The following is a 16,861-nucleotide window of genomic DNA, read 5'->3' on the forward strand; positions in this document are numbered from 1 at the left end:
GTACCCCCTATCACGATAAGCTTTTCAAATAATCTAGTATATCCTCGAATTGCATTTTATTTTCCTCTAGCAAATCATCAAGTTCTTTTACAACAGTCGATTGAGTCTGCACATCTACTTTCTGTTCCGCTACCTTGTTATCTCCTGATAACAAGGAGCCAAGCAATAGTTGCAACGTATTTTTTTCGAGAAAAGCAAAACTATTATCTTCCCCCTTTCGTATATTTAAGCCATTCATAAGCTGATTTTTCATAAATTGACGCACAATCTGCTCTAAATCCACCTCAAGTTTTTGTTGTTCTATCTCACTCATCTTGACCCTCCTGTACAACGCTGATGCCGTTAAGATTAATAGGATTAAGTACCAAGACACCTTCCTGTAGCTCATCGCAATATGTAAAACCAGTTATCGTACCAGCATAGGATAAATTATGGGACCATTTAATTTGAAAATTCGTAAATGAAATCGTCTCATTCGGCTCAATTGTTGTTTTGCCTATCGGTTTAAGCCAAAATTCTGTATTGTCCGAAGTATCATGGATTCGCTCCCAGCTCCCAGCTGTTTTTAAGCTTTGACTAAAATGCTCATACACATATCTTCCAGAGAAAGAAAATGGGGAATCTTCAGGTAGCTTAATGCACAAGTAAGGATTTGTTACCGGTTGATTGCCGATATTGCGAATATGATAAGAGCCCAGGCATAAGCTCTCTTGTTCGGAATCGTAAGAAATATTAAATGAAGTGGTGAAATAGCTAACGACACTTACAGTTTTTTGAAAATCTAATGCCTCAACAAGCTTTTTTATTTCACGTACATAAAACGTTGACTGTTCTTTAAGGTCCTTTATTTTTTCTTCGACAGCATTATTCTGAGAACTCATAATTAGTGCCCCCTTGCCTATATAATTAAGTAAATAAAAAAAAAGAGAGGATAATCCTCTCTTAATGTTATGACATTTGCATATACGTTAGACCATTATTAAACAGTTGGGAAAATAACGGAACATTGCTTCGGACGAACTGTTGATGGACATGAGAATGGTAAATCCGCTCTTGGTTCGCAGTAATTTGCTAAGAATTCTACAGTAACAGGGAATGTAGACTGAATACTTTGGCAAACTGCTACAGTAATTGTTAACGCAGAAAACGTAATTGCGCCAGTACCAGCTGTAAGCGTACCTGTTGTGCACACGAAGCAATCTAAGTCTGTATAAAGGATTTCTACATCAGTTCCTTTAGGAGCACATAATGTAACTTGCTCACAACGAGATACAGGAATTTCACTACTTGTGTACATTGTTCCATTTGGTAAAGTAACAATAATCGTCAGAACAAAGTTCTTTTGAATATTTAAGTGTTGCAGACAAACTGTTGATCCATCAATTGAGAATTGGCGATTCTCACGACTTAGAATCACGATTGGGTTTGTTGCAGCTGGCGTTACTCTACATGTAACAGTTGCACCTGTTAAAACTGTCGTCGGCGTTATGCCCGGGAAAGTAATGGCACCTGTTGGAGAAATATCAAATGACATTTCCTTTACAATCCAGTCATATACCTTATCGACATTTATACAAATTAATTCGCGCGCCTGGGATGGCATATTATCTTGCATCCTTTTGACACCTCCATAAGTTTTTTATCTTTCGTTTGTAGCATATGTTTTTTAGCGTTAAGTGCATGGGCTAACAAATAAATTGCCATGATAAATATTCAAGAGGCACATACACCATCTACCTATTGGAACACTTTTTTGTTCTCCTATGTATATTCGAATGTTTTGTCACAGAAAGGGAAGTTTTTTAATAAAATATTAATGGAATGAAAGGGGTGAAATGCAATGGAAGATTCAAAATTATACTCTACTCAAGACATCGAAAAATTAAAAGAGAAAATTGATACCTATAGAGAAACACTAACGACATTAAAAATGGGTACTTCCATCGAAGATTACTTATTTATGAAGAATGAATTTGAGGAGCTAAAAAAACAAATTGCACATTTAGAAGGGCTAACAGAAACAATAGATGGTAAACAAAGCACTCAAATTAAAGAATATGAAGGGCAAGTAAAGCAGCTATCGATTCAAATCGAAGCGCTCAATCAATCTATTGAAGAAATGAATCATGAAATTTTAGCGATATTAAATAAATTAACGACCTTCGAGAGCCAAGAATCAACAGACCAGATATCAACGAATATTGATGTTGAGGAAAGCTCAGTAAAACATGTTGCCAATCCTCCAAGAAAATTTTTAGAAGAAATAGTGCAAAATACGGCACAGTCACCATTACCTACTACAGAACCAACATATAAATTCCTACAAAATCTTGCTGGTAAAGCATCTAGTATGCATAATGGAACACCTTTTACTCCTACCGATCAACCCGCAAAAAAACAAGAAGAACGCCATTTTAATCAACAGTATTTTCAATCAATTAATACGCACCCAAGTCAAATTTATAACGGTTTATATAGAAATAACACAGCTGAACCAACGTTTCACTTTAAAAATGCAGTAGATATGCAGGGAATCCCAGTTAGTGTATTGGAAACTAATAGTTTAACTGCGCCTCATATTACTGAAACGACGCTATCACAACCACCTTCTCCAATAGCGGAGGAATTGGAAAAACTCGAATCTTCTTCTTCTCTCGTCACTAACTTGGACAATATTGAATCCTCAACTATCGCTCATATAACTGAGAGTACTCTAAGTGAATCCTCTCTAATAGCCGAAGTACATGAAAACATTGAGCTAGTAATAGAAGAAAGTTCTATGCAAATTACAGCACTTGAGGAATTCAGCAGCCAAACGGAAGATATAACTACAAATGAAGGAATAGAAGAGGAACCGAAAAAAGAAAAAAATTCTTTGTTTTTCAATTTATTTCGCAGAAGGAACTAGTTTGACAATCTTAGAAGAAATTCAATTTAACCATCTGCTAGTTGCTAAGTGTATTCCTATATAAAACTGTCCAATAAGTATTCATTAATACATATTGGACCTTTTTTATGTCCTACTATAAATGTTAGATCTGCTTGCCTGTTGCTTTTAAACTATTATAAACACCATAGATTTAGCTGTTGCTTTTTCCAGTAGACGATAGACTAAATCGCCGTCCTTACAGGCTTTTGTTCTCTGTTGCTGTTATTTCAAAAATAGCTTTATTTATACAGATAATAGCCCTTTAACTCTTTTCTTCTATGAATAGAATAATGAAGAAAGGAGGTGTAAACATGTTCTTAAATGATCCTATGTCTAACAGTGGATGCGGTTGCTCATCTAGATCTGGTAATATGGATTGCCCAAATTTCGGTCCATTTTTAGCAGTTGATGCCGCATGTATCAGTGTCACTCCACCTGCTGCTGCTACTGGTGGTTCCATTATTCCGTTCTCTTCAGGAATTACACCTGTTGCGTTAACTTCTCTAGTGACTGGACTAATCGCTACACCGTCCCTTATTGGATTCGGTACTGCAACTCCTGGTGTTACACTTGTTGGAGAAACACTTAATTTATCAGGCTTAGTTACTGAAGCATTTACAGTACCTCGTGCAGGTAATATTACAGGTCTATCCGCTTCATTCTCTGCTACGTTAGCTGTTACGCTTTTAGGCTCCACAACAGTTACTGCTACTGTATATCGTGCACCAGCTGGCAGCACGACTTACACAGCGACAACAGCTACAGTTAACTTAGCTCCTGCATTTGCTGGGGCAATAGCACTTGGTGCTACAGCATTTGGTTCAGGCAGTTTTGCACCAATCCCGGTTGCTGCTGGTGACAAACTATTAATGGTGTACTCTATTAGCACAACTGGTGTAACCGTTGCTCAAGTACTTACGGGTACAGCAAGCGCTGGTATTACTATCGAATAAATTTAAAAACATGCATTTAACATAAAACAGGCGACTTCCCTCTCAGTTGAGGAAAAGTCGCCTTTTTTATTTGGCTAGCGCATTTTGAATATGTGCAAGATGATGCTTGCCATGCCATGCATACAAAGCGAGTGCTTTTTCAAGCGTCATCAATCCGTTGTCTGGATGTTGGAAAGCCCTTTGTAACTGCTCATTTGTTAAACTCGTTAGCAAATACACCCAACGTTCATGTAAGCTTTCGAGCAACCTATAAGAAGTCGCAACCGGCATATCCGAATCCGCAAGCATTGCCCAATCCACTTCATTGTAGGGCTTAATCGTCGGTGTATCTTCAGTTAAAGCAAGCTTAAAGCGAATAACACTATTCATATGACTATCTGCCAGATGATGGACGAGCTGTGTGACAGTCCAGCCATTCGCTCGGTAGGATTTCGCTAATGATTGTTCACTTGCCCCATTTAATGCTTCCGCTAATTGCTTTGGCAATAAACGGACATCATCAATCCATTTCTGTACTTGCTGTGCAGTCACTACTTCTGGAAATTGAAATTGCCCAATCGGATATCGTAAATCGTTCATTTAGCGCTCCCCCATTTCTATTTGTAAATTCATTATACTACCAATTTAGAAGTTTCCTAGCGATTACCATCAATTTCTCTGCCAGTAAGGGTTTTTATTTTAATAATTTTAGTGGCGGTTGTGATGCTCTTTGTGGCGATTGCTCAGGTTTTAGTGGCGATTTGGGCGATTTTAGTGGCGTTATCCCTATTTCATCACAAACTCAACTAACGATTGCAATGGATGTGTAATCTCCATTTCCGACTCCTTTGCAAATTGCTCGGCAGCCTCGACCATCGACAGCTGGGCAACCGCAATCGACCTACTATCCCCCATTATTTCCCGGAAATAGTGCCGTATTGCATCGTTATATGCTTGCTTGTTCCCTTGCATAATAAGCTCAAATGTCTTATCTATAACTTTTGCTTGCACATTTATTGTTTTATGATGTAGCTTAGCATAATGGTAGAGTCTCTCCATCGTTCCATCGACTGTAGCTGGGTTTGTAAAAAGAATTATTTGTGGTTGCGTCACTTCACAAAGCGATTGAAAAAAAGGTTCATCGATTTTAATAATTGGTATGGATAATGACAGCTCGTCTTCGTTTAACAACGCAATATAATTCGTACACGTAATTAAAATGACATCGACACCACAGCTTGCAATCCACTCTACTTGCTCCTTCACCTTGAATGACAAATCTACATTAGTCTTTGCCACGTGTTGAATAAGTCCTGGATCGACAAAGTGGACAAGCTCTATTTCCTGAAAGCTGCTAAATGCCTGCTCTATGTAGTTAATATTGGAATGATGGGCATGTAAACAGCCTATTGTCTTCTTCAATTATAGTCCCCCTATAGCTCCTTTTCCATTGTGACGATAGGAAGAGAAAAGCCATTACGATTTTCTGCCATCGTTTCTTTCGTTATAACATAACCTAATGAACGATATAACTCAATATTACGTGGCACATTCATACGAACTTTACATTCACTAAACTTTTTGCCTTGTGCACGCGCATAATTTTCAAGCTCATTTAATAATGCTTTCGCCAAACCTCGTCCCTGCATTTCAGGAATGACAGACAAACGGAAAAAATAAATGCCCTTTTCACTTACTGTAAATCGCACCATTGCTACTGGTTGATCCTCCATATAACTTATTAAAGCTTGCTCGCCCGTATTGAATGCCTGTTCAATAGATTCAACGGTTTCACTTAATGCGCTAGATGGTGGTGTTGCAGTTGCATATTCTTGAAAAGCTTGAAGCATTACTTTGTGCACGACTTGTGCATGCTGATTACCGGCTAAAATAGTCCCCATATCATTCACTCCCAAATTGTTTATAAATACACTTTATTGTATTTTTATCCATAAGTAAAGTGTATTTCCAAAGACAATGCGGTTCATAAAACGTAAAAAAGACAATCTGCTAAAGATTGCCGTCTTCTAAGGATTTTAACGAATCCATTCCATCTCACCTATAACATTTTGAACTTGTAAAAAATGATGCTCATCATGTTCTATTAAACCTGAAAAATACATGTACAGCGTAAGCTCGGAGCGTCCAATTTGGAAAGTCCGCTGCCATAGTTCATCGGATAAGCCCTCCATAGCCCGCAACAATAAACGTCGGCGAGTTAGTAATGCATGCAATGTTTGTTCCTTACTTTGTTGTCGACTGCTCATCGCAGCAGCAGCATTCATCTGTTGTACATCCGGTCCCTTAGGTAAAGGCCCGTCTGTAAATAGCAATGGTATGCGTTCGTTTATAACAAAGTCATCCCAAGGAATTAAATGCCCAATAACCTCTGCCACTGTCCATTTCCCTTGCTGTATCGGCATACGCCACTGCTTGTCCGTTACAGCCGAGAGTCGCTCTAGCCACCGTATGGATTTTTCATAATGCATAAGTATTTGCTGCTTTTCTGAATGCAAATCTGCCAGCTCCTTTAGCTATTGCGAAGTGATGAATGTTAGTTTCGGCCAATTATGTCGCCACTGTTTAGCAGACAATCTCTGTTGATACATATTATGCAATGGAGTATGTTCATCAAAATAAGGTGTAGGCGCAACGATGCCGTTAAGCAATTGTTGTATACCATAAGGCGCTGCAATTTCCAGTACACCTTGTGTCAGCCTGACACCAATTGCTGTCGGTATTTCAGGAAAATGTGCAATGCCATCGATAGAAGATTGATAAGGCTCACTATCGTTTATAACATGCATTCTAGCTTGATTTTTTACAGACCACGGTTCATTGGGTAAGAGTTGTACTAAACGCTGCTCATAGTGCTTTTCTAGTTGTTCTAATGTATTGTGCTTATCAAAGTAAATAACATCGATATCACCTAATGGGGTTCTCTCTTTATAATCATGCAAATAATCCCAAACCTTAGCACGAATAAAGCCAGCACATACCCAGCTGTCCGGTAATTGTAGTTGCTCGACACAGCGTAAAATGTCCATCATCCAAGTATCAGACTCAATTAAAGTGACTAAATCTCTTTCTGTCAGTAGTTTCATGTCATTAAACCCCTATTTAATTGCTTACTAAAACCTGTACTTTTTCCTTCAAAGCCATGTTGTTTGTAGAATTGGTGAGCTGCATTTCGTTCTTCTCGATTACCGCTGTTTAAAACAATTGCCGAAGCACCTTGTTCCACTGCCCAGCATTCTATCGCTTCCAATAGCTTCTGTCCAATACCTTTTCTACGGTAATGATCATCTACGACAAAGGCTTGAATTCGTACATAGCAACCATCATGCTCATAAAATAAGCTGTGGCACAATCCCGCCATCCCCACTACATGTCCGTCCATTTCAGCAACTAATGTATGATAACTTGGATGTGCTGCAAGCGCTTGAAATCTAACTGTCATTTGCTCTTCTGTCGTTGGATAGCCAAGATGCTCCATTAATAAAGATAACGCTTTTATATCGTGTATGTTGGCAGTTCTAATGTTCATCTTCCATAGCCTCTTATCCATTGTTATATTCAAGCCAATCTTTTAATTTTTCTGCTACTTGCTCAGGTGCATCGCGGAAAATATCATGTCCTGCGTTCGGAACTGGATCAACGTGAACATGTTTTAGTTTTGTTTGGAAGACTTTAATACTTTTACTTCTTACATCCTCGAGTTCCACAGGTTTGGTGGCACTTAACAATAAGATTGGACACTCTACACGATTAAGTTTGGTACCAAATGGGTCAGCATCAAGACCTTTAATCAATGATTGTGCCGTAAAAGTTGAAATGGCAAGTCTAATTTCGCCATTCATTTCTCTAACTTGTGCCCGAGATGCTGCTTCGAGTTGAGGTGACCAGCGAGAAAGCTCCTCTTTTTCTGATTGCAAAAATGCATCCCATGACGGGAACCTCACATCATTGCAGAAATTAGCAATATTTTGTAACTCTGTTTCTAATGTCATGCCCAAATCTTGTGAACTTAAATAGCCCCCATCCAATAAAATAATCCCTTTTATTTGCTCTGGGAATGTAGCTGCGTAATGTAATGCCAAGTCTGCTCCGAAAGAATGCCCAATTAGGTAAAAATTTTTGTTACCTAGTTGCTGCGAAATTAGCTTCTCTAACAATACAATAACATTTGATGGAAGATATGCTGTTTCTTCCGTTAATGCCGGTGCATAGCCATGTCCAGGCAAATCAAAGGATACAATATGATACGTTGATAAGTAGTTTGCTAATTCACCAAAAGCTAAACCAGTACTACCAAGACCATGGAAAAAAACTAAGGTTGTCTGTTGGGTTTGCCCCCACTGATAAATTTGTTGTTTCATATTCTATCCCCCTATGTTTACTATTGCTTATCGCCGCTTCCATTTATTACAATAATAACCGTATGTATTTATTTTTTCAAAGGGGTGAGTGTATGAAAATTATTTCTGTACGCGAGGAGCCGAGCTATGCAAAATCGGCAACCCGTTATATTCAAAGTAAGTGGGCAAGTGAGGACAGTATGATGGTTTATGAAGATTGCATTGCCCATTGTATTGATGCGCAGGCACCGCTACCGCAGTGGTATTTACTAATGAATAATGATGACATCATTGGCTGTGCTGGTTTAGTAACGAATGATTTTATTAGTCGAATGGATTTATATCCTTGGGTTTGTGCGGTGTACATTGAGGAAAGCCATCGTGGGCATGCTTATAGCGCAATGCTATTAGAGCAAGCTAAAAAGGATGCAAAGCGCCATGGGTTTTCACAGCTTTATCTTTGTACCGATCATATCGGTTTGTATGAACGCTATGGTTTTTCACATATCGGTACAGGGTATCATCCCTGGGGAGAAAGCTCTCGCATTTATGCGGCAAAGCTAGATTAAGAAGTTAATGGCTAAGGGCTACCTATGAAAAAATCTTTCATTGTGCTGTTGTCGCTTGTTATTTTTTTAGCATCGATTTTCACGAAGATTTCACTAACGCTCGTTATTATTGGTGTTGTCGCTTCCTTTATCGGTACACTAGCGGGAGGGGGTGGGCTTATTACACTGCCAGCTATGATGCTTGTCGGGATTCCTATTCAAACGAGTATCGCGACGAATAAGTTTTCCTCCGGTATTGCGGCGCTGTCCAGTGTTTTTTATCTTATTCACCATCGGGAGCTTCACCTAACTGCCATGTTAAAAAATATTGCCATAGCAATTATAGGCGGTATTTGCGGCGCCCTGTTAACAGCCTCTATGTCTGAAGCAGTAATGAACGGTATTGCCTGTATTCTTCTACTTTTTGCATTGCTGATGACGTTGAAAAAGACCGACTGGACGATTCAAGCCGAAGACCAACAGAGCCTTGCTATCAAAGGGCTATTACAACCATTTCTTATTGCTGCTTATGATGGTGGCTTTGGTCCAGGGTCTTCCACGTTCAGCATTTTATATTATATCCGCAATCATGCCTCGTACATAAAGGCTGTACAGCTAACGAGAGTGCTCATATTCGGAAGCTGTACAGGTGCATTTCTTGTATTCTATCAAACAGGCTTTATCCAATGGCACTATGCCATTGCGATGGCAGTAGGCTCTATAATTGGTTCACAGCTCGGACTCATCGTCTTGCCAAAAGTGCCTTTAAAAATTGCCAAACGACTGCTAATTGCTATTATGTCATTGCTGCTTATTCAAGTTATGATAAAAATCTTATAAAGAAACGTTAGTTACTTAAATGCTCATGAATAAGCTTCCACTCATTATTTACTACTGTAAAAATATTTGTTGCTCTCCCGCTACCTGATATAAATGTGCCATTATGATAACCTTCGTAATGGTATGTATAAATACATGTAGCGGAGGTGGCATCAGCCGTAAGCCACTGAACATTTGTCGCCCGATACAGCTCATCTTTTATAACATGCCAAGCATGATTAAAATAAGCCTCTATCTCTTCTATCGTTGTGCATGTTTGATCCGTAAACCAATAAACCGCCTGTGGATGTAATAATGCTTTGACATTGTTAAAGTCATGCGTATTTGTTGCTGCGATATAACGAGTTAAAGCATGTTGATAGTCCATTATCATTCCTCCTCTTATTATTTAATATTAGCTAACTACTTTGCATTTCAATACATTTTTTTTAAATGTTGGCTGTCTTGAAAGATAATAACGTGCGACTAAAATTGAAGCATATCCAACTAGTTAGCATAGGATATATTAAAAATAGGAATGATTCGATTCCTCAATAACCATTACTACTATCTACTAATACTGTATTTAATATGTCCGTTACTGCTAAATATACATTCTCTGAGTTTTCAGCAAGGCGATGACATAAATATAAATACCAATCCTGACCATACGGCAAATACACTTTACAGTTGTATCCTTTTCCTTTTAAACGCTGAAGTAAATCGGGTCGAACACCATACAGCATTTCAATTGCTACATTCGCTCGCTGAAAATACTGTCGTTGTTCCATTACCTGTATAATGGATTCATCATGCGTAGCTATGGAAATAGCATGATTTGATTTGATTAATTGATCCACATATTGAAGATAGCGACTATTCAATTCCTCTGATCTCTCAAAAGCGATGGTACTTGGTTCTTGAAATGCACCTTTTACAATTCTTATTGTTCCAGGGTATTGAACAAGCTCTTCTATATCCAACTCAGTACGATATAAATGAGCTTGTAATGTGATGCCGATATTATCGTACTGTGCTGCTATCTTTTTATAAATAGTAAGAATATCGTCTGTCTTTAATGATTCTTCCATACTAATCATTAGTAGAATGTCAAACTTATTTGCCTGCTGAACAAGTTGAAGTAAGTGGTTATAGGCGACTTCTTTGCTTATAGACAAGCCAATATGAGATAAATCAAATGATACGGTTTGCTTCAGAGATAAGTTACCCAAATCCTCAATTAACACCATGAATTCTTTTGTAGCATTTTGGCACTCCTCAAGATCGACAGTATTTTCTCCTATAAACTCCAATGAAAACTGATACTCTTTAGTAACCATTTGCTGTGCTACGGCAATGGCTTCTGTTCTTTCTTCCCCTGCCACATACCGTCTTGCAGCCTTCAATAATAGTGGATAAAGTTCATTTGATTGCAGAAACCTCTCTTTCATTTGATGATTTCTAGCGGCCGACTTCAATGCTTGAATAACTAATTGCTCTGGCTTTTTCATTTTTCCATCTCCTATTCATTATTTAAAATTACTTTATCATGGTAATATTGGTAAAAATAGAACCACTTGAAACACTTTTTAAAGGTACCAATTATAAGAAGGAGAAAGATAAACATGCTGTGGATACAAATCAATAGAGCGTTGGATATACCTTTAAATAAACAGGTATATCAACAGATTCGTGAAAAAATTTTAAATGGAACTTTACAAGGTGGTGAAAGATTGGCATCCACACGTAAACTCTGTTCTGAATTAAATGTTTCTAGAAATGTAATATTAGAGGCTTATGAGCAACTGGTGGCCGAAGGATTTTTAGTATCTTATAGAGGTTCTGGTACATTTGTTGTCGATGGTGCATTATTAACACAATCTAGCAAAGTACCTTCTAAAAAAAGAACAGAAGAAAAAATAGAAGAACCGAAAATTGATTTTCGTTCAGGCATACCCGCGTTAGATTTATTTCCGCGTAAAACATGGGCGAAATTATCTCATCATATTTGGAATGATACGCAACCTATCCATTTTGGTTACGACCTACCCGAAGGTCGATTCGAATTAAGGGATGTATTAGCCAATTATTTATTACGAACACGGGGTGTAGAATGTCATCCTGATCAAATTGTCATAACATCCGGTGCTACACAAGCATTAACAATTGTCGCTAGATTACTTTTATCTGCAAATGACATGGCTATTATGGAAGACCCCATTACAAAGGATATTCAAACTATATTTACATCTTCAGGAGCTTCTATTTATTCGATACCTGTCGATCAATCCGGGATGATGACCTCCTTATTACCGCAAGATCAACAGCCTAAATTTATTTTTATAACCCCTTCCCATCAGTTTCCGTTAGGGGGGGCTTTGCCAATCCACCGTAGAATCCAGTTAATAAATTATGTAAGGCAAAAAAAATGTTATTTGGTGGAAGATGATTATGATAGCGAATTTAGATATGAAGGGCCTCCCATTAGTTCCTTACAAGGATTAGACCCTAATTATGTTCTCTACGTTGGATCTTTTAGTAAAATTCTCTCACCAGCATTAAGAATTGGTTATTTGGTTCTCCCGATAGACCTTGTTGAAAAATGCCGTCAGCTTAAGTGGTTTTCAGATTTACATACGCCTTCAATAGATCAGTTAATTCTTGCTCGTTTTATTAAAGACGGATATTTAGAACGACATATTGCAAAAATGAAGAAGTATTATAAGAACAATAGAGATTTCCTTATCGATTGCTTACAGACAACCTTTTCAAATAATATAAAGATTTTAGGCTATTCCACTGGGCTACACCTCGTAGTAGAACTACAAAATATCAACTTTTCAAATGCAATGCTTGAAAAAATTGAGCAATTTGGTGTAAAGGTATATCCGGTAGAAGAACATGCCATTATTAAGGGCAATCATAACAATCAGATTATTTTAGGGTTTGGGCATTTAAAAAAAGAGGACATTCAAGAAGGCGTGACTCGATTATTCCAAGCAATTTTTGATCAGTAAAAGGCTAACGGCTATGTTAAAGGGCAGGGCGTTTCTATAGACATAAAACACCCTGAGTGCGATTGCGCTCAGGGTATTGTCATTATTGATTAAAAGCAGCAGCAATGGCTAATGCCTGCATCGGATCTTTTATCGAATCCAGTGTATAAACAAGTTTTCCGTCCTGCCATACAATTAAGTTTCCTGATTGATAAACGTCTAAATGCACCATGCCGTTTTCATGGGGAATCGGCAGCGTATGGGATTCTAAATACTCTACTGCTTGTTTCGCTAAGTCTACTCCAGCGGCTGAATTATCTGTTCTGGTACGGGTTGCTAATGCCCATCTGCCCTCATTCCATCCAGTCCATAACGAACCAGCACCAGCATCCTGATAGCCAGTAAGGTTGTGGCCAATTGCTACTTGCTGCCCGCCATTTTTACTGTAGTCTTCATAGGCTACCTGTTTGCTTGCCTCATCTATACTGTCATATAGCTTTACAGTAAGTTTGGCAATCGTTGTTGCAGCAGAAGCATTTTTCAGCTTTGCATCGTTGACAGCTATATAGTCTTTACTTTCTAAAAATAAAATTTCTGCTTGTTTGTCTGTTGCTGTCGTCGTTGCTGTTAAAAAAGCTCCCTTCGATAAAGGAAGATTATTTGGCAAATCAATCGCTAAGTCTGTTCCAAGCTGTTCTTTTATCGTGTTCAATGCTTCGGCCTGTGTGACAGATGATACTGTGTCTTCCTGTGTTGTGCCAGATGCACCGTCTTGGTTTTCAGTACCTTGCTGTTCGTTGGATTGCTGTTCTTGCTGTGGTTGGTCTGGTTCTACTGTATTCGTATCTTTTTCAGAACATGCGGCAAGCATACTCACCATTAGTACACTTGTAAAAATTAATTTTTTCATTTAAACACCTCTCTAGTTGCTATTATGCCTTTTGCCTCTGCTCGCAAAACTTAAATAGAAGCATCAAGTACTTGTGCTGAATCTAGTTTATTTTCCCCACTCTGCTCTCTCTTAAACGTCAAACTAGCGGAGTTCATTAATTTGCTTCGTTAAGTCGTTAAATTTGCGGTCAAGCATCGCATAATCCTTATCTTTGGCAGTTAAAAAACTCAGTTTGCCGAGTATTTCTTGTCTTTCATTTTCCAGCTTTAAGCGAAGTGCACTTGTATCATTGACTTGTGGCGGTGCACTCTCTCTCCATTTTTTCTCAATGCCTTTATTTTTCAGCTCCCAAACGATATCCGTCGTTTTTTCTAAAAAATAGCGATCATGAGATACGACGAGCAATGTACCTGTATACAGCTCCAATGTTTTCTCCAATTGCTCTCTTGACGGTAAATCAAGATGGTTTGTTGGCTCATCTAAAATTAGAACATTTTTTTCTTCTAGTATATAAGCCATAAGCTTACATTTCACACGTTCTCCCATACTCATATTGCCAATAGGTGCTGTCCAATGGTTCGCCGTAAACCCTAAATGTTTCATAACATTGCGGACTTGACCTCTCTCCTCAAAAGTCTCCCTGTAAAAATATTGCTCTGGTGTAAGGTCCAGCGGCAAATCAAAGACATCCTGCGTTAAATAGCCTATATTGGCCGCAGGCGAAATCCAAATCTCCCCATCCGCTTGTTCTTGTCCGATCAGCACCTTTAATAAAGTAGTTTTCCCACTACCATTTGGGCCTGTAATGGCAATCTTTTCACCGAATTTTATCGTCATCGTGAGCTCTTTAAAGAGCAGACGTTGCTCAAAAGATTTTGTTACACGTTTACACTCTAAAAAACGTTTACCTACCCGCTGGTTGGTCTCTACAGAAAATCGAACTTCCTCTTCTTGCTTCAGTTGCTCCACCTTATTTTTTGCTAGCTCCTTTTCCAAACGTTTTTTCTTTGATTTTACTTGAGCATCCATTCGTTTAGCTTTTACTCGATAAAATTCCTTAAAACTCTCTTGCTTCGTCGATTGCGCATGGGCTTTTTGCGACCAAGACGACAGCTCCTTCATTTGCCCTTCAATACGCTCAATATTTTTTTGCTGTTTATCATAGGCACGTTGCTGTGCTATCCTTTGTTGCTCTCTTGCCGCCATATAACTTGTATAATGTCCATTATGCTCATGCAGTTTACCATCTTCTAATGACCATATTTTCGTGGCAACTTCGTCCAAAAAATAACGGTCATGGGATACAACAATAAGTGTCCCATCATATTTTTTCACTTGGGTAATCAATAGCGCTGTACTTACTTCATCTAAATGGTTGGTCGGTTCATCCAATAATAATAGCTGTGCATGCTGCGAAAAACCTCTTGCTAGTCGTCTTTTCAGCTTCTCACCGCCACTTAAAGCTGAAAAATCTGTAGTTGGCACATGCCATTTAGCAAGTAAATCTGCTTCCTCCGCACTTATTTCCCAATTGTCTATCGTTGCTTGTTCTTGTTCCACATAAGCCATTTGTAACTGCTGTATCGCTAGTATTTGTCCTGCCGTTGGTGTTAGTATGCCTTGAAGTAGCTGTAATAATGTTGACTTTCCTGCTCCATTTTTGCCGATAATTCCAATGACTTCGCCTTGTTTTACCGTAGCCGTCACATTGTCAAAAATCTGAATGTCATTTACTTCATACTGAACATTTTTCATTTTTATAAGTTCTTTCATAGTTATCCATTCCTCTCGATATAGAGGGACAAAAAAATCCCTCCAATAGTTTTGGAAGGATTAGTCGCGAAAATATCATACACAAAAAAGACCAATAAATGACATTCAAATGGCATTTTGAGTATGCGTTTAACAATAGCAGGCACTTACACCTACTATCATTGCACTTTATGGAAAATGGGCAGACTAATCCTATTTTTAGTTCATTGAAATATACATTTCATGTGCACAAAATAAGATTAGTTAATCATTAGCCACCCATCGTCCCTTCATCTTTAGTTATCATCATTGTAACACTAATTGCTTAAAAACTGAATATTTATAATTAACCGCTGTAAATCATTTCCTTTAACATAACAAAGGATTCATCGAGTTAAGTCGACGAATCCCTCGTAATAAAAACTTCTTATCTAAAACATTCGAATGCAAGAATGTTTTCTCGCATAATTGTACTGAAACGCCAGCCAGATCGATTACTCCAGCGGAATCCTGCAATAAATTCCCTCCCGATAACCGTCGGGAAAAACCAAAAACTTCTGCCACTTGTCGTCCAGATAAATGTATTCCTAAATAAACATCTTTGAATACCGTTAGAGCCTCCGTGCCAAGCAGGCATAGCTGGCGAAAAACTTGGTGGTGCACTCATTGGCATTTGTCCAGCAGGTGGTTGCCCTATATTCGGCGGTGGGCCAAAGCCTGGTGGTTGCCCCATATTCGGCGGTGGGCCAAAGCCTGGTGGTTGCCCCATATTTGGTGGTGGGCCAAAGCCTGGTGGTCGCCCCATATTTGGCGGTGGGCCAAAGCCTGGTGGTTGCCCCATATTTGGTGGTGGGCCAAAGCCTGGCGGTTGCCCCATATTTGGTGGTGGGCCAAAGCCTGGCGGTTGCCCCATATTTGGTGGAAAACCAAAATTAGGCGGTCCGACATTCGTTGGTGGAGAAAAATTAGGTGGCCCAGGCAATCTAAAGTTATCCCCAAAATCATTATTTGGATTTATATTCAATACATACTCCCCCTTTTACATAATTCAATATATGTAAAGGGGCAAAAGCCGGTTGAGCCATTGCCTACTCAGCAAAAGACCTAAAAATTCCCCTATACTAAATATCGTTGCATCACACGCCAATCCGCTAGCTTTTCATCAAAAGATTTAATGTTTTTGCCAGGGATCGGGCTAGTCGAAGGCATCTTGTAATATGTACGCCCCTCTAACTCCGCTAAGCCAATATGCTTTTTAAATACTTCCAAAGCTTTACCGCCATTAAAGAGCACCAGTTCAATATTAGGGTACTTGGTAAACAGTGCTTGGAAATCATTCGGTTTTTCATTACGAATGGCGGCATCTAAACTTCCTTTTCGTTCACACGATTCAATTGTATCCCACAAACCGATGCAATTTTCCTTTAACAACGCTATACGCTGCTCATAATTTATTGGTATCTCTTGCTTTAAAATTTGCCCTATAATCGACCAAAAGTGATTGCGAGGATTGCCATAATATTGTTGCTTCTCTAAAGATAGCTTTCCTGGCATCGAGCCGACGATAAGCACCTTTGTTGCTGCATCAACTACAGGTGGCAACACGTTCTTCACTTTATCTGACATTGCCATCTC

The 16,861-nt window shown here is 38.7% G+C and carries 21 protein-coding genes; 5 read left to right on the forward strand and 16 right to left on the reverse strand.

All coding sequences use genetic code 11. The annotated features are described in order from the left end of the window. Nucleotides 1–10: 10 nt before the first annotated feature. The 3 genes from ACIQXI_RS18965 to ACIQXI_RS18975 form a co-directional block, all read right to left on the reverse strand. Nucleotides 11–313 carry a hypothetical protein gene (locus ACIQXI_RS18965; protein WP_402927758.1) on the reverse strand — a complete coding sequence of 101 codons (303 nt, stop codon included), beginning with the start codon at nt 311–313 and terminating at the stop codon, nt 11–13. Further along, the gene (locus ACIQXI_RS18970) at nt 306–881 is read right to left on the reverse strand and encodes a hypothetical protein (RefSeq protein ID WP_402927759.1); all 576 of its coding nucleotides are present in this window, start codon (nt 879–881) and stop codon (nt 306–308) included. Before ACIQXI_RS18970 ends, ACIQXI_RS18965 begins: the two co-directional genes overlap by 8 nt. Before the next feature lie 98 nt (nt 882–979). Continuing rightward, entirely contained in the window at nt 980–1,615 is a 636-nt protein-coding gene (locus ACIQXI_RS18975; protein ID WP_402927760.1) for a BMQ_0737 family morphogenetic spore coat protein, read from the reverse strand. Between the two features lie 225 nt (nt 1,616–1,840). On the opposite strand from ACIQXI_RS18975, the gene ACIQXI_RS18980 reads away from it, so the two are divergent. Then, entirely contained in the window at nt 1,841–2,908 is a 1,068-nt protein-coding gene (locus tag ACIQXI_RS18980) for a hypothetical protein (protein ID WP_402927762.1), read from the forward strand. Nucleotides 2,909–3,240: 332 nt separating this feature from the next. Further along, nucleotides 3,241–3,882, forward strand: coding sequence for an exosporium glycoprotein BclB-related protein (locus tag ACIQXI_RS18985; RefSeq protein ID WP_402927763.1), 642 nt, complete (start codon nt 3,241–3,243; stop codon nt 3,880–3,882). Between the two features lie 66 nt (nt 3,883–3,948). On the opposite strand, the gene ACIQXI_RS18990 is transcribed toward ACIQXI_RS18985, so the two are convergent. From ACIQXI_RS18990 to ACIQXI_RS19020, 7 genes are all read right to left on the reverse strand, one after another. Further along, nucleotides 3,949–4,461, reverse strand: a complete 513-nt coding sequence (locus ACIQXI_RS18990) for a YfiT family bacillithiol transferase (protein ID WP_402927764.1) — start codon at nt 4,459–4,461, stop codon at nt 3,949–3,951. A gap of 186 nt (nt 4,462–4,647) precedes the next feature. Beyond that, nucleotides 4,648–5,283, reverse strand: coding sequence for a hypothetical protein (locus tag ACIQXI_RS18995; protein WP_402927766.1), 636 nt, complete (start codon nt 5,281–5,283; stop codon nt 4,648–4,650). A gap of 11 nt (nt 5,284–5,294) precedes the next feature. Continuing rightward, nucleotides 5,295–5,762 (reverse strand): GNAT family N-acetyltransferase, encoded by a 468-nt coding sequence (locus ACIQXI_RS19000; RefSeq protein WP_402927768.1) that lies wholly within the window; start codon nt 5,760–5,762, stop codon nt 5,295–5,297. Nucleotides 5,763–5,897: 135 nt separating this feature from the next. Next, nucleotides 5,898–6,377 (reverse strand): DinB family protein, encoded by a 480-nt coding sequence (locus ACIQXI_RS19005; protein ID WP_402927769.1) that lies wholly within the window; start codon nt 6,375–6,377, stop codon nt 5,898–5,900. An 18-nt stretch (nt 6,378–6,395) separates the two neighbouring features. Next, nucleotides 6,396–6,965: a nucleotidyltransferase family protein gene (locus ACIQXI_RS19010; protein ID WP_402927771.1), complete on the reverse strand. Its 570-nt coding sequence runs from the start codon at nt 6,963–6,965 to the stop codon at nt 6,396–6,398. Then, nucleotides 6,962–7,408, reverse strand: coding sequence for a GNAT family N-acetyltransferase (locus ACIQXI_RS19015; protein WP_402927772.1), 447 nt, complete (start codon nt 7,406–7,408; stop codon nt 6,962–6,964). Before ACIQXI_RS19015 ends, ACIQXI_RS19010 begins: the two co-directional genes overlap by 4 nt. Before the next feature lie 13 nt (nt 7,409–7,421). Beyond that, nucleotides 7,422–8,240 (reverse strand): alpha/beta fold hydrolase, encoded by an 819-nt coding sequence (locus ACIQXI_RS19020; RefSeq protein WP_402927773.1) that lies wholly within the window; start codon nt 8,238–8,240, stop codon nt 7,422–7,424. A 92-nt stretch (nt 8,241–8,332) separates the two neighbouring features. On the opposite strand from ACIQXI_RS19020, the gene ACIQXI_RS19025 reads away from it, so the two are divergent. Together ACIQXI_RS19025 and ACIQXI_RS19030 are read left to right on the forward strand one after the other, a co-directional pair. Beyond that, nucleotides 8,333–8,788 carry a GNAT family N-acetyltransferase gene (locus tag ACIQXI_RS19025; RefSeq protein WP_402927775.1) on the forward strand — a complete coding sequence of 152 codons (456 nt, stop codon included), beginning with the start codon at nt 8,333–8,335 and terminating at the stop codon, nt 8,786–8,788. A 24-nt stretch (nt 8,789–8,812) separates the two neighbouring features. Next, nucleotides 8,813–9,607, forward strand: coding sequence for a sulfite exporter TauE/SafE family protein (locus ACIQXI_RS19030; RefSeq protein WP_402927777.1), 795 nt, complete (start codon nt 8,813–8,815; stop codon nt 9,605–9,607). A 7-nt stretch (nt 9,608–9,614) separates the two neighbouring features. Here the strand turns inward: ACIQXI_RS19030 and ACIQXI_RS19035 are convergent, their stop codons facing one another. Both ACIQXI_RS19035 and ACIQXI_RS19040 read right to left on the reverse strand, forming a co-directional pair. Continuing rightward, nucleotides 9,615–9,974, reverse strand: a complete 360-nt coding sequence (locus ACIQXI_RS19035) for a YybH family protein (RefSeq protein WP_402927779.1) — start codon at nt 9,972–9,974, stop codon at nt 9,615–9,617. Nucleotides 9,975–10,137: 163 nt separating this feature from the next. Further along, nucleotides 10,138–11,097, reverse strand: a complete 960-nt coding sequence (locus ACIQXI_RS19040) for a proline dehydrogenase family protein (RefSeq protein WP_402927780.1) — start codon at nt 11,095–11,097, stop codon at nt 10,138–10,140. A 114-nt stretch (nt 11,098–11,211) separates the two neighbouring features. Between ACIQXI_RS19040 and pdxR the strand changes: the two genes are divergently transcribed. Continuing rightward, a complete protein-coding gene (pdxR, locus tag ACIQXI_RS19045) occupies nt 11,212–12,603 on the forward strand; it encodes a MocR-like pyridoxine biosynthesis transcription factor PdxR (RefSeq protein WP_402927781.1) in 1,392 nt (463 codons plus the stop codon). Nucleotides 12,604–12,685: 82 nt separating this feature from the next. Here pdxR and ACIQXI_RS19050 read toward each other — a convergent pair whose 3' ends face one another. The 4 genes from ACIQXI_RS19050 to ACIQXI_RS19065 form a co-directional block, all read right to left on the reverse strand. Then, nucleotides 12,686–13,492 carry a hypothetical protein gene (locus tag ACIQXI_RS19050; protein ID WP_402927782.1) on the reverse strand — a complete coding sequence of 269 codons (807 nt, stop codon included), beginning with the start codon at nt 13,490–13,492 and terminating at the stop codon, nt 12,686–12,688. Between the two features lie 123 nt (nt 13,493–13,615). Continuing rightward, nucleotides 13,616–15,247, reverse strand: coding sequence for a ribosomal protection-like ABC-F family protein (gene abc-f, locus ACIQXI_RS19055; RefSeq protein WP_402927783.1), 1,632 nt, complete (start codon nt 15,245–15,247; stop codon nt 13,616–13,618). A gap of 406 nt (nt 15,248–15,653) precedes the next feature. Beyond that, entirely contained in the window at nt 15,654–16,250 is a 597-nt protein-coding gene (locus ACIQXI_RS19060; protein WP_402927784.1) for a transporter, read from the reverse strand. A 92-nt stretch (nt 16,251–16,342) separates the two neighbouring features. Beyond that, a complete protein-coding gene (locus ACIQXI_RS19065) occupies nt 16,343–16,852 on the reverse strand; it encodes a DNA-deoxyinosine glycosylase (protein ID WP_402927786.1) in 510 nt (169 codons plus the stop codon). Nucleotides 16,853–16,861 lie beyond the last annotated feature (9 nt).

This window comes from Lysinibacillus sp. NPDC097195, from assembly GCF_044762075.1.
Lineage (GTDB): Bacteria > Bacillota > Bacilli > Bacillales_A > Planococcaceae > Lysinibacillus.

What these genes read in the sequence shown, in the direction of transcription:
- ACIQXI_RS18965 (WP_402927758.1), bottom strand. Translation starts at nt 313, where the DNA reads ATGAGTGAGATAGAACAACAAAAACTTGAGGTGGATTTAGAGCAGATT.
- ACIQXI_RS19000 (WP_402927768.1), bottom strand. Translation starts at nt 5,762, where the DNA reads ATGGGGACTATTTTAGCCGGTAATCAGCATGCACAAGTCGTGCACAAA.
- ACIQXI_RS19035 (WP_402927779.1), bottom strand. Translation starts at nt 9,974, where the DNA reads ATGGACTATCAACATGCTTTAACTCGTTATATCGCAGCAACAAATACG.
- ACIQXI_RS18980 (WP_402927762.1), top strand. Translation starts at nt 1,841, where the DNA reads ATGGAAGATTCAAAATTATACTCTACTCAAGACATCGAAAAATTAAAA.
- ACIQXI_RS19015 (WP_402927772.1), bottom strand. Translation starts at nt 7,408, where the DNA reads ATGAACATTAGAACTGCCAACATACACGATATAAAAGCGTTATCTTTA.
- ACIQXI_RS19040 (WP_402927780.1), bottom strand. Translation starts at nt 11,097, where the DNA reads ATGAAAAAGCCAGAGCAATTAGTTATTCAAGCATTGAAGTCGGCCGCT.
- pdxR (WP_402927781.1), top strand. Translation starts at nt 11,212, where the DNA reads ATGCTGTGGATACAAATCAATAGAGCGTTGGATATACCTTTAAATAAA.
- ACIQXI_RS19025 (WP_402927775.1), top strand. Translation starts at nt 8,333, where the DNA reads ATGAAAATTATTTCTGTACGCGAGGAGCCGAGCTATGCAAAATCGGCA.
- ACIQXI_RS19065 (WP_402927786.1), bottom strand. Translation starts at nt 16,852, where the DNA reads ATGTCAGATAAAGTGAAGAACGTGTTGCCACCTGTAGTTGATGCAGCA.
- ACIQXI_RS18990 (WP_402927764.1), bottom strand. Translation starts at nt 4,461, where the DNA reads ATGAACGATTTACGATATCCGATTGGGCAATTTCAATTTCCAGAAGTA.
- ACIQXI_RS19030 (WP_402927777.1), top strand. Translation starts at nt 8,813, where the DNA reads ATGAAAAAATCTTTCATTGTGCTGTTGTCGCTTGTTATTTTTTTAGCA.
- ACIQXI_RS19020 (WP_402927773.1), bottom strand. Translation starts at nt 8,240, where the DNA reads ATGAAACAACAAATTTATCAGTGGGGGCAAACCCAACAGACAACCTTA.
- ACIQXI_RS18985 (WP_402927763.1), top strand. Translation starts at nt 3,241, where the DNA reads ATGTTCTTAAATGATCCTATGTCTAACAGTGGATGCGGTTGCTCATCT.
- ACIQXI_RS18975 (WP_402927760.1), bottom strand. Translation starts at nt 1,615, where the DNA reads ATGCAAGATAATATGCCATCCCAGGCGCGCGAATTAATTTGTATAAAT.
- ACIQXI_RS19010 (WP_402927771.1), bottom strand. Translation starts at nt 6,965, where the DNA reads ATGAAACTACTGACAGAAAGAGATTTAGTCACTTTAATTGAGTCTGAT.
- abc-f (WP_402927783.1), bottom strand. Translation starts at nt 15,247, where the DNA reads ATGAAAGAACTTATAAAAATGAAAAATGTTCAGTATGAAGTAAATGAC.
- ACIQXI_RS19050 (WP_402927782.1), bottom strand. Translation starts at nt 13,492, where the DNA reads ATGAAAAAATTAATTTTTACAAGTGTACTAATGGTGAGTATGCTTGCC.
- ACIQXI_RS18970 (WP_402927759.1), bottom strand. Translation starts at nt 881, where the DNA reads ATGAGTTCTCAGAATAATGCTGTCGAAGAAAAAATAAAGGACCTTAAA.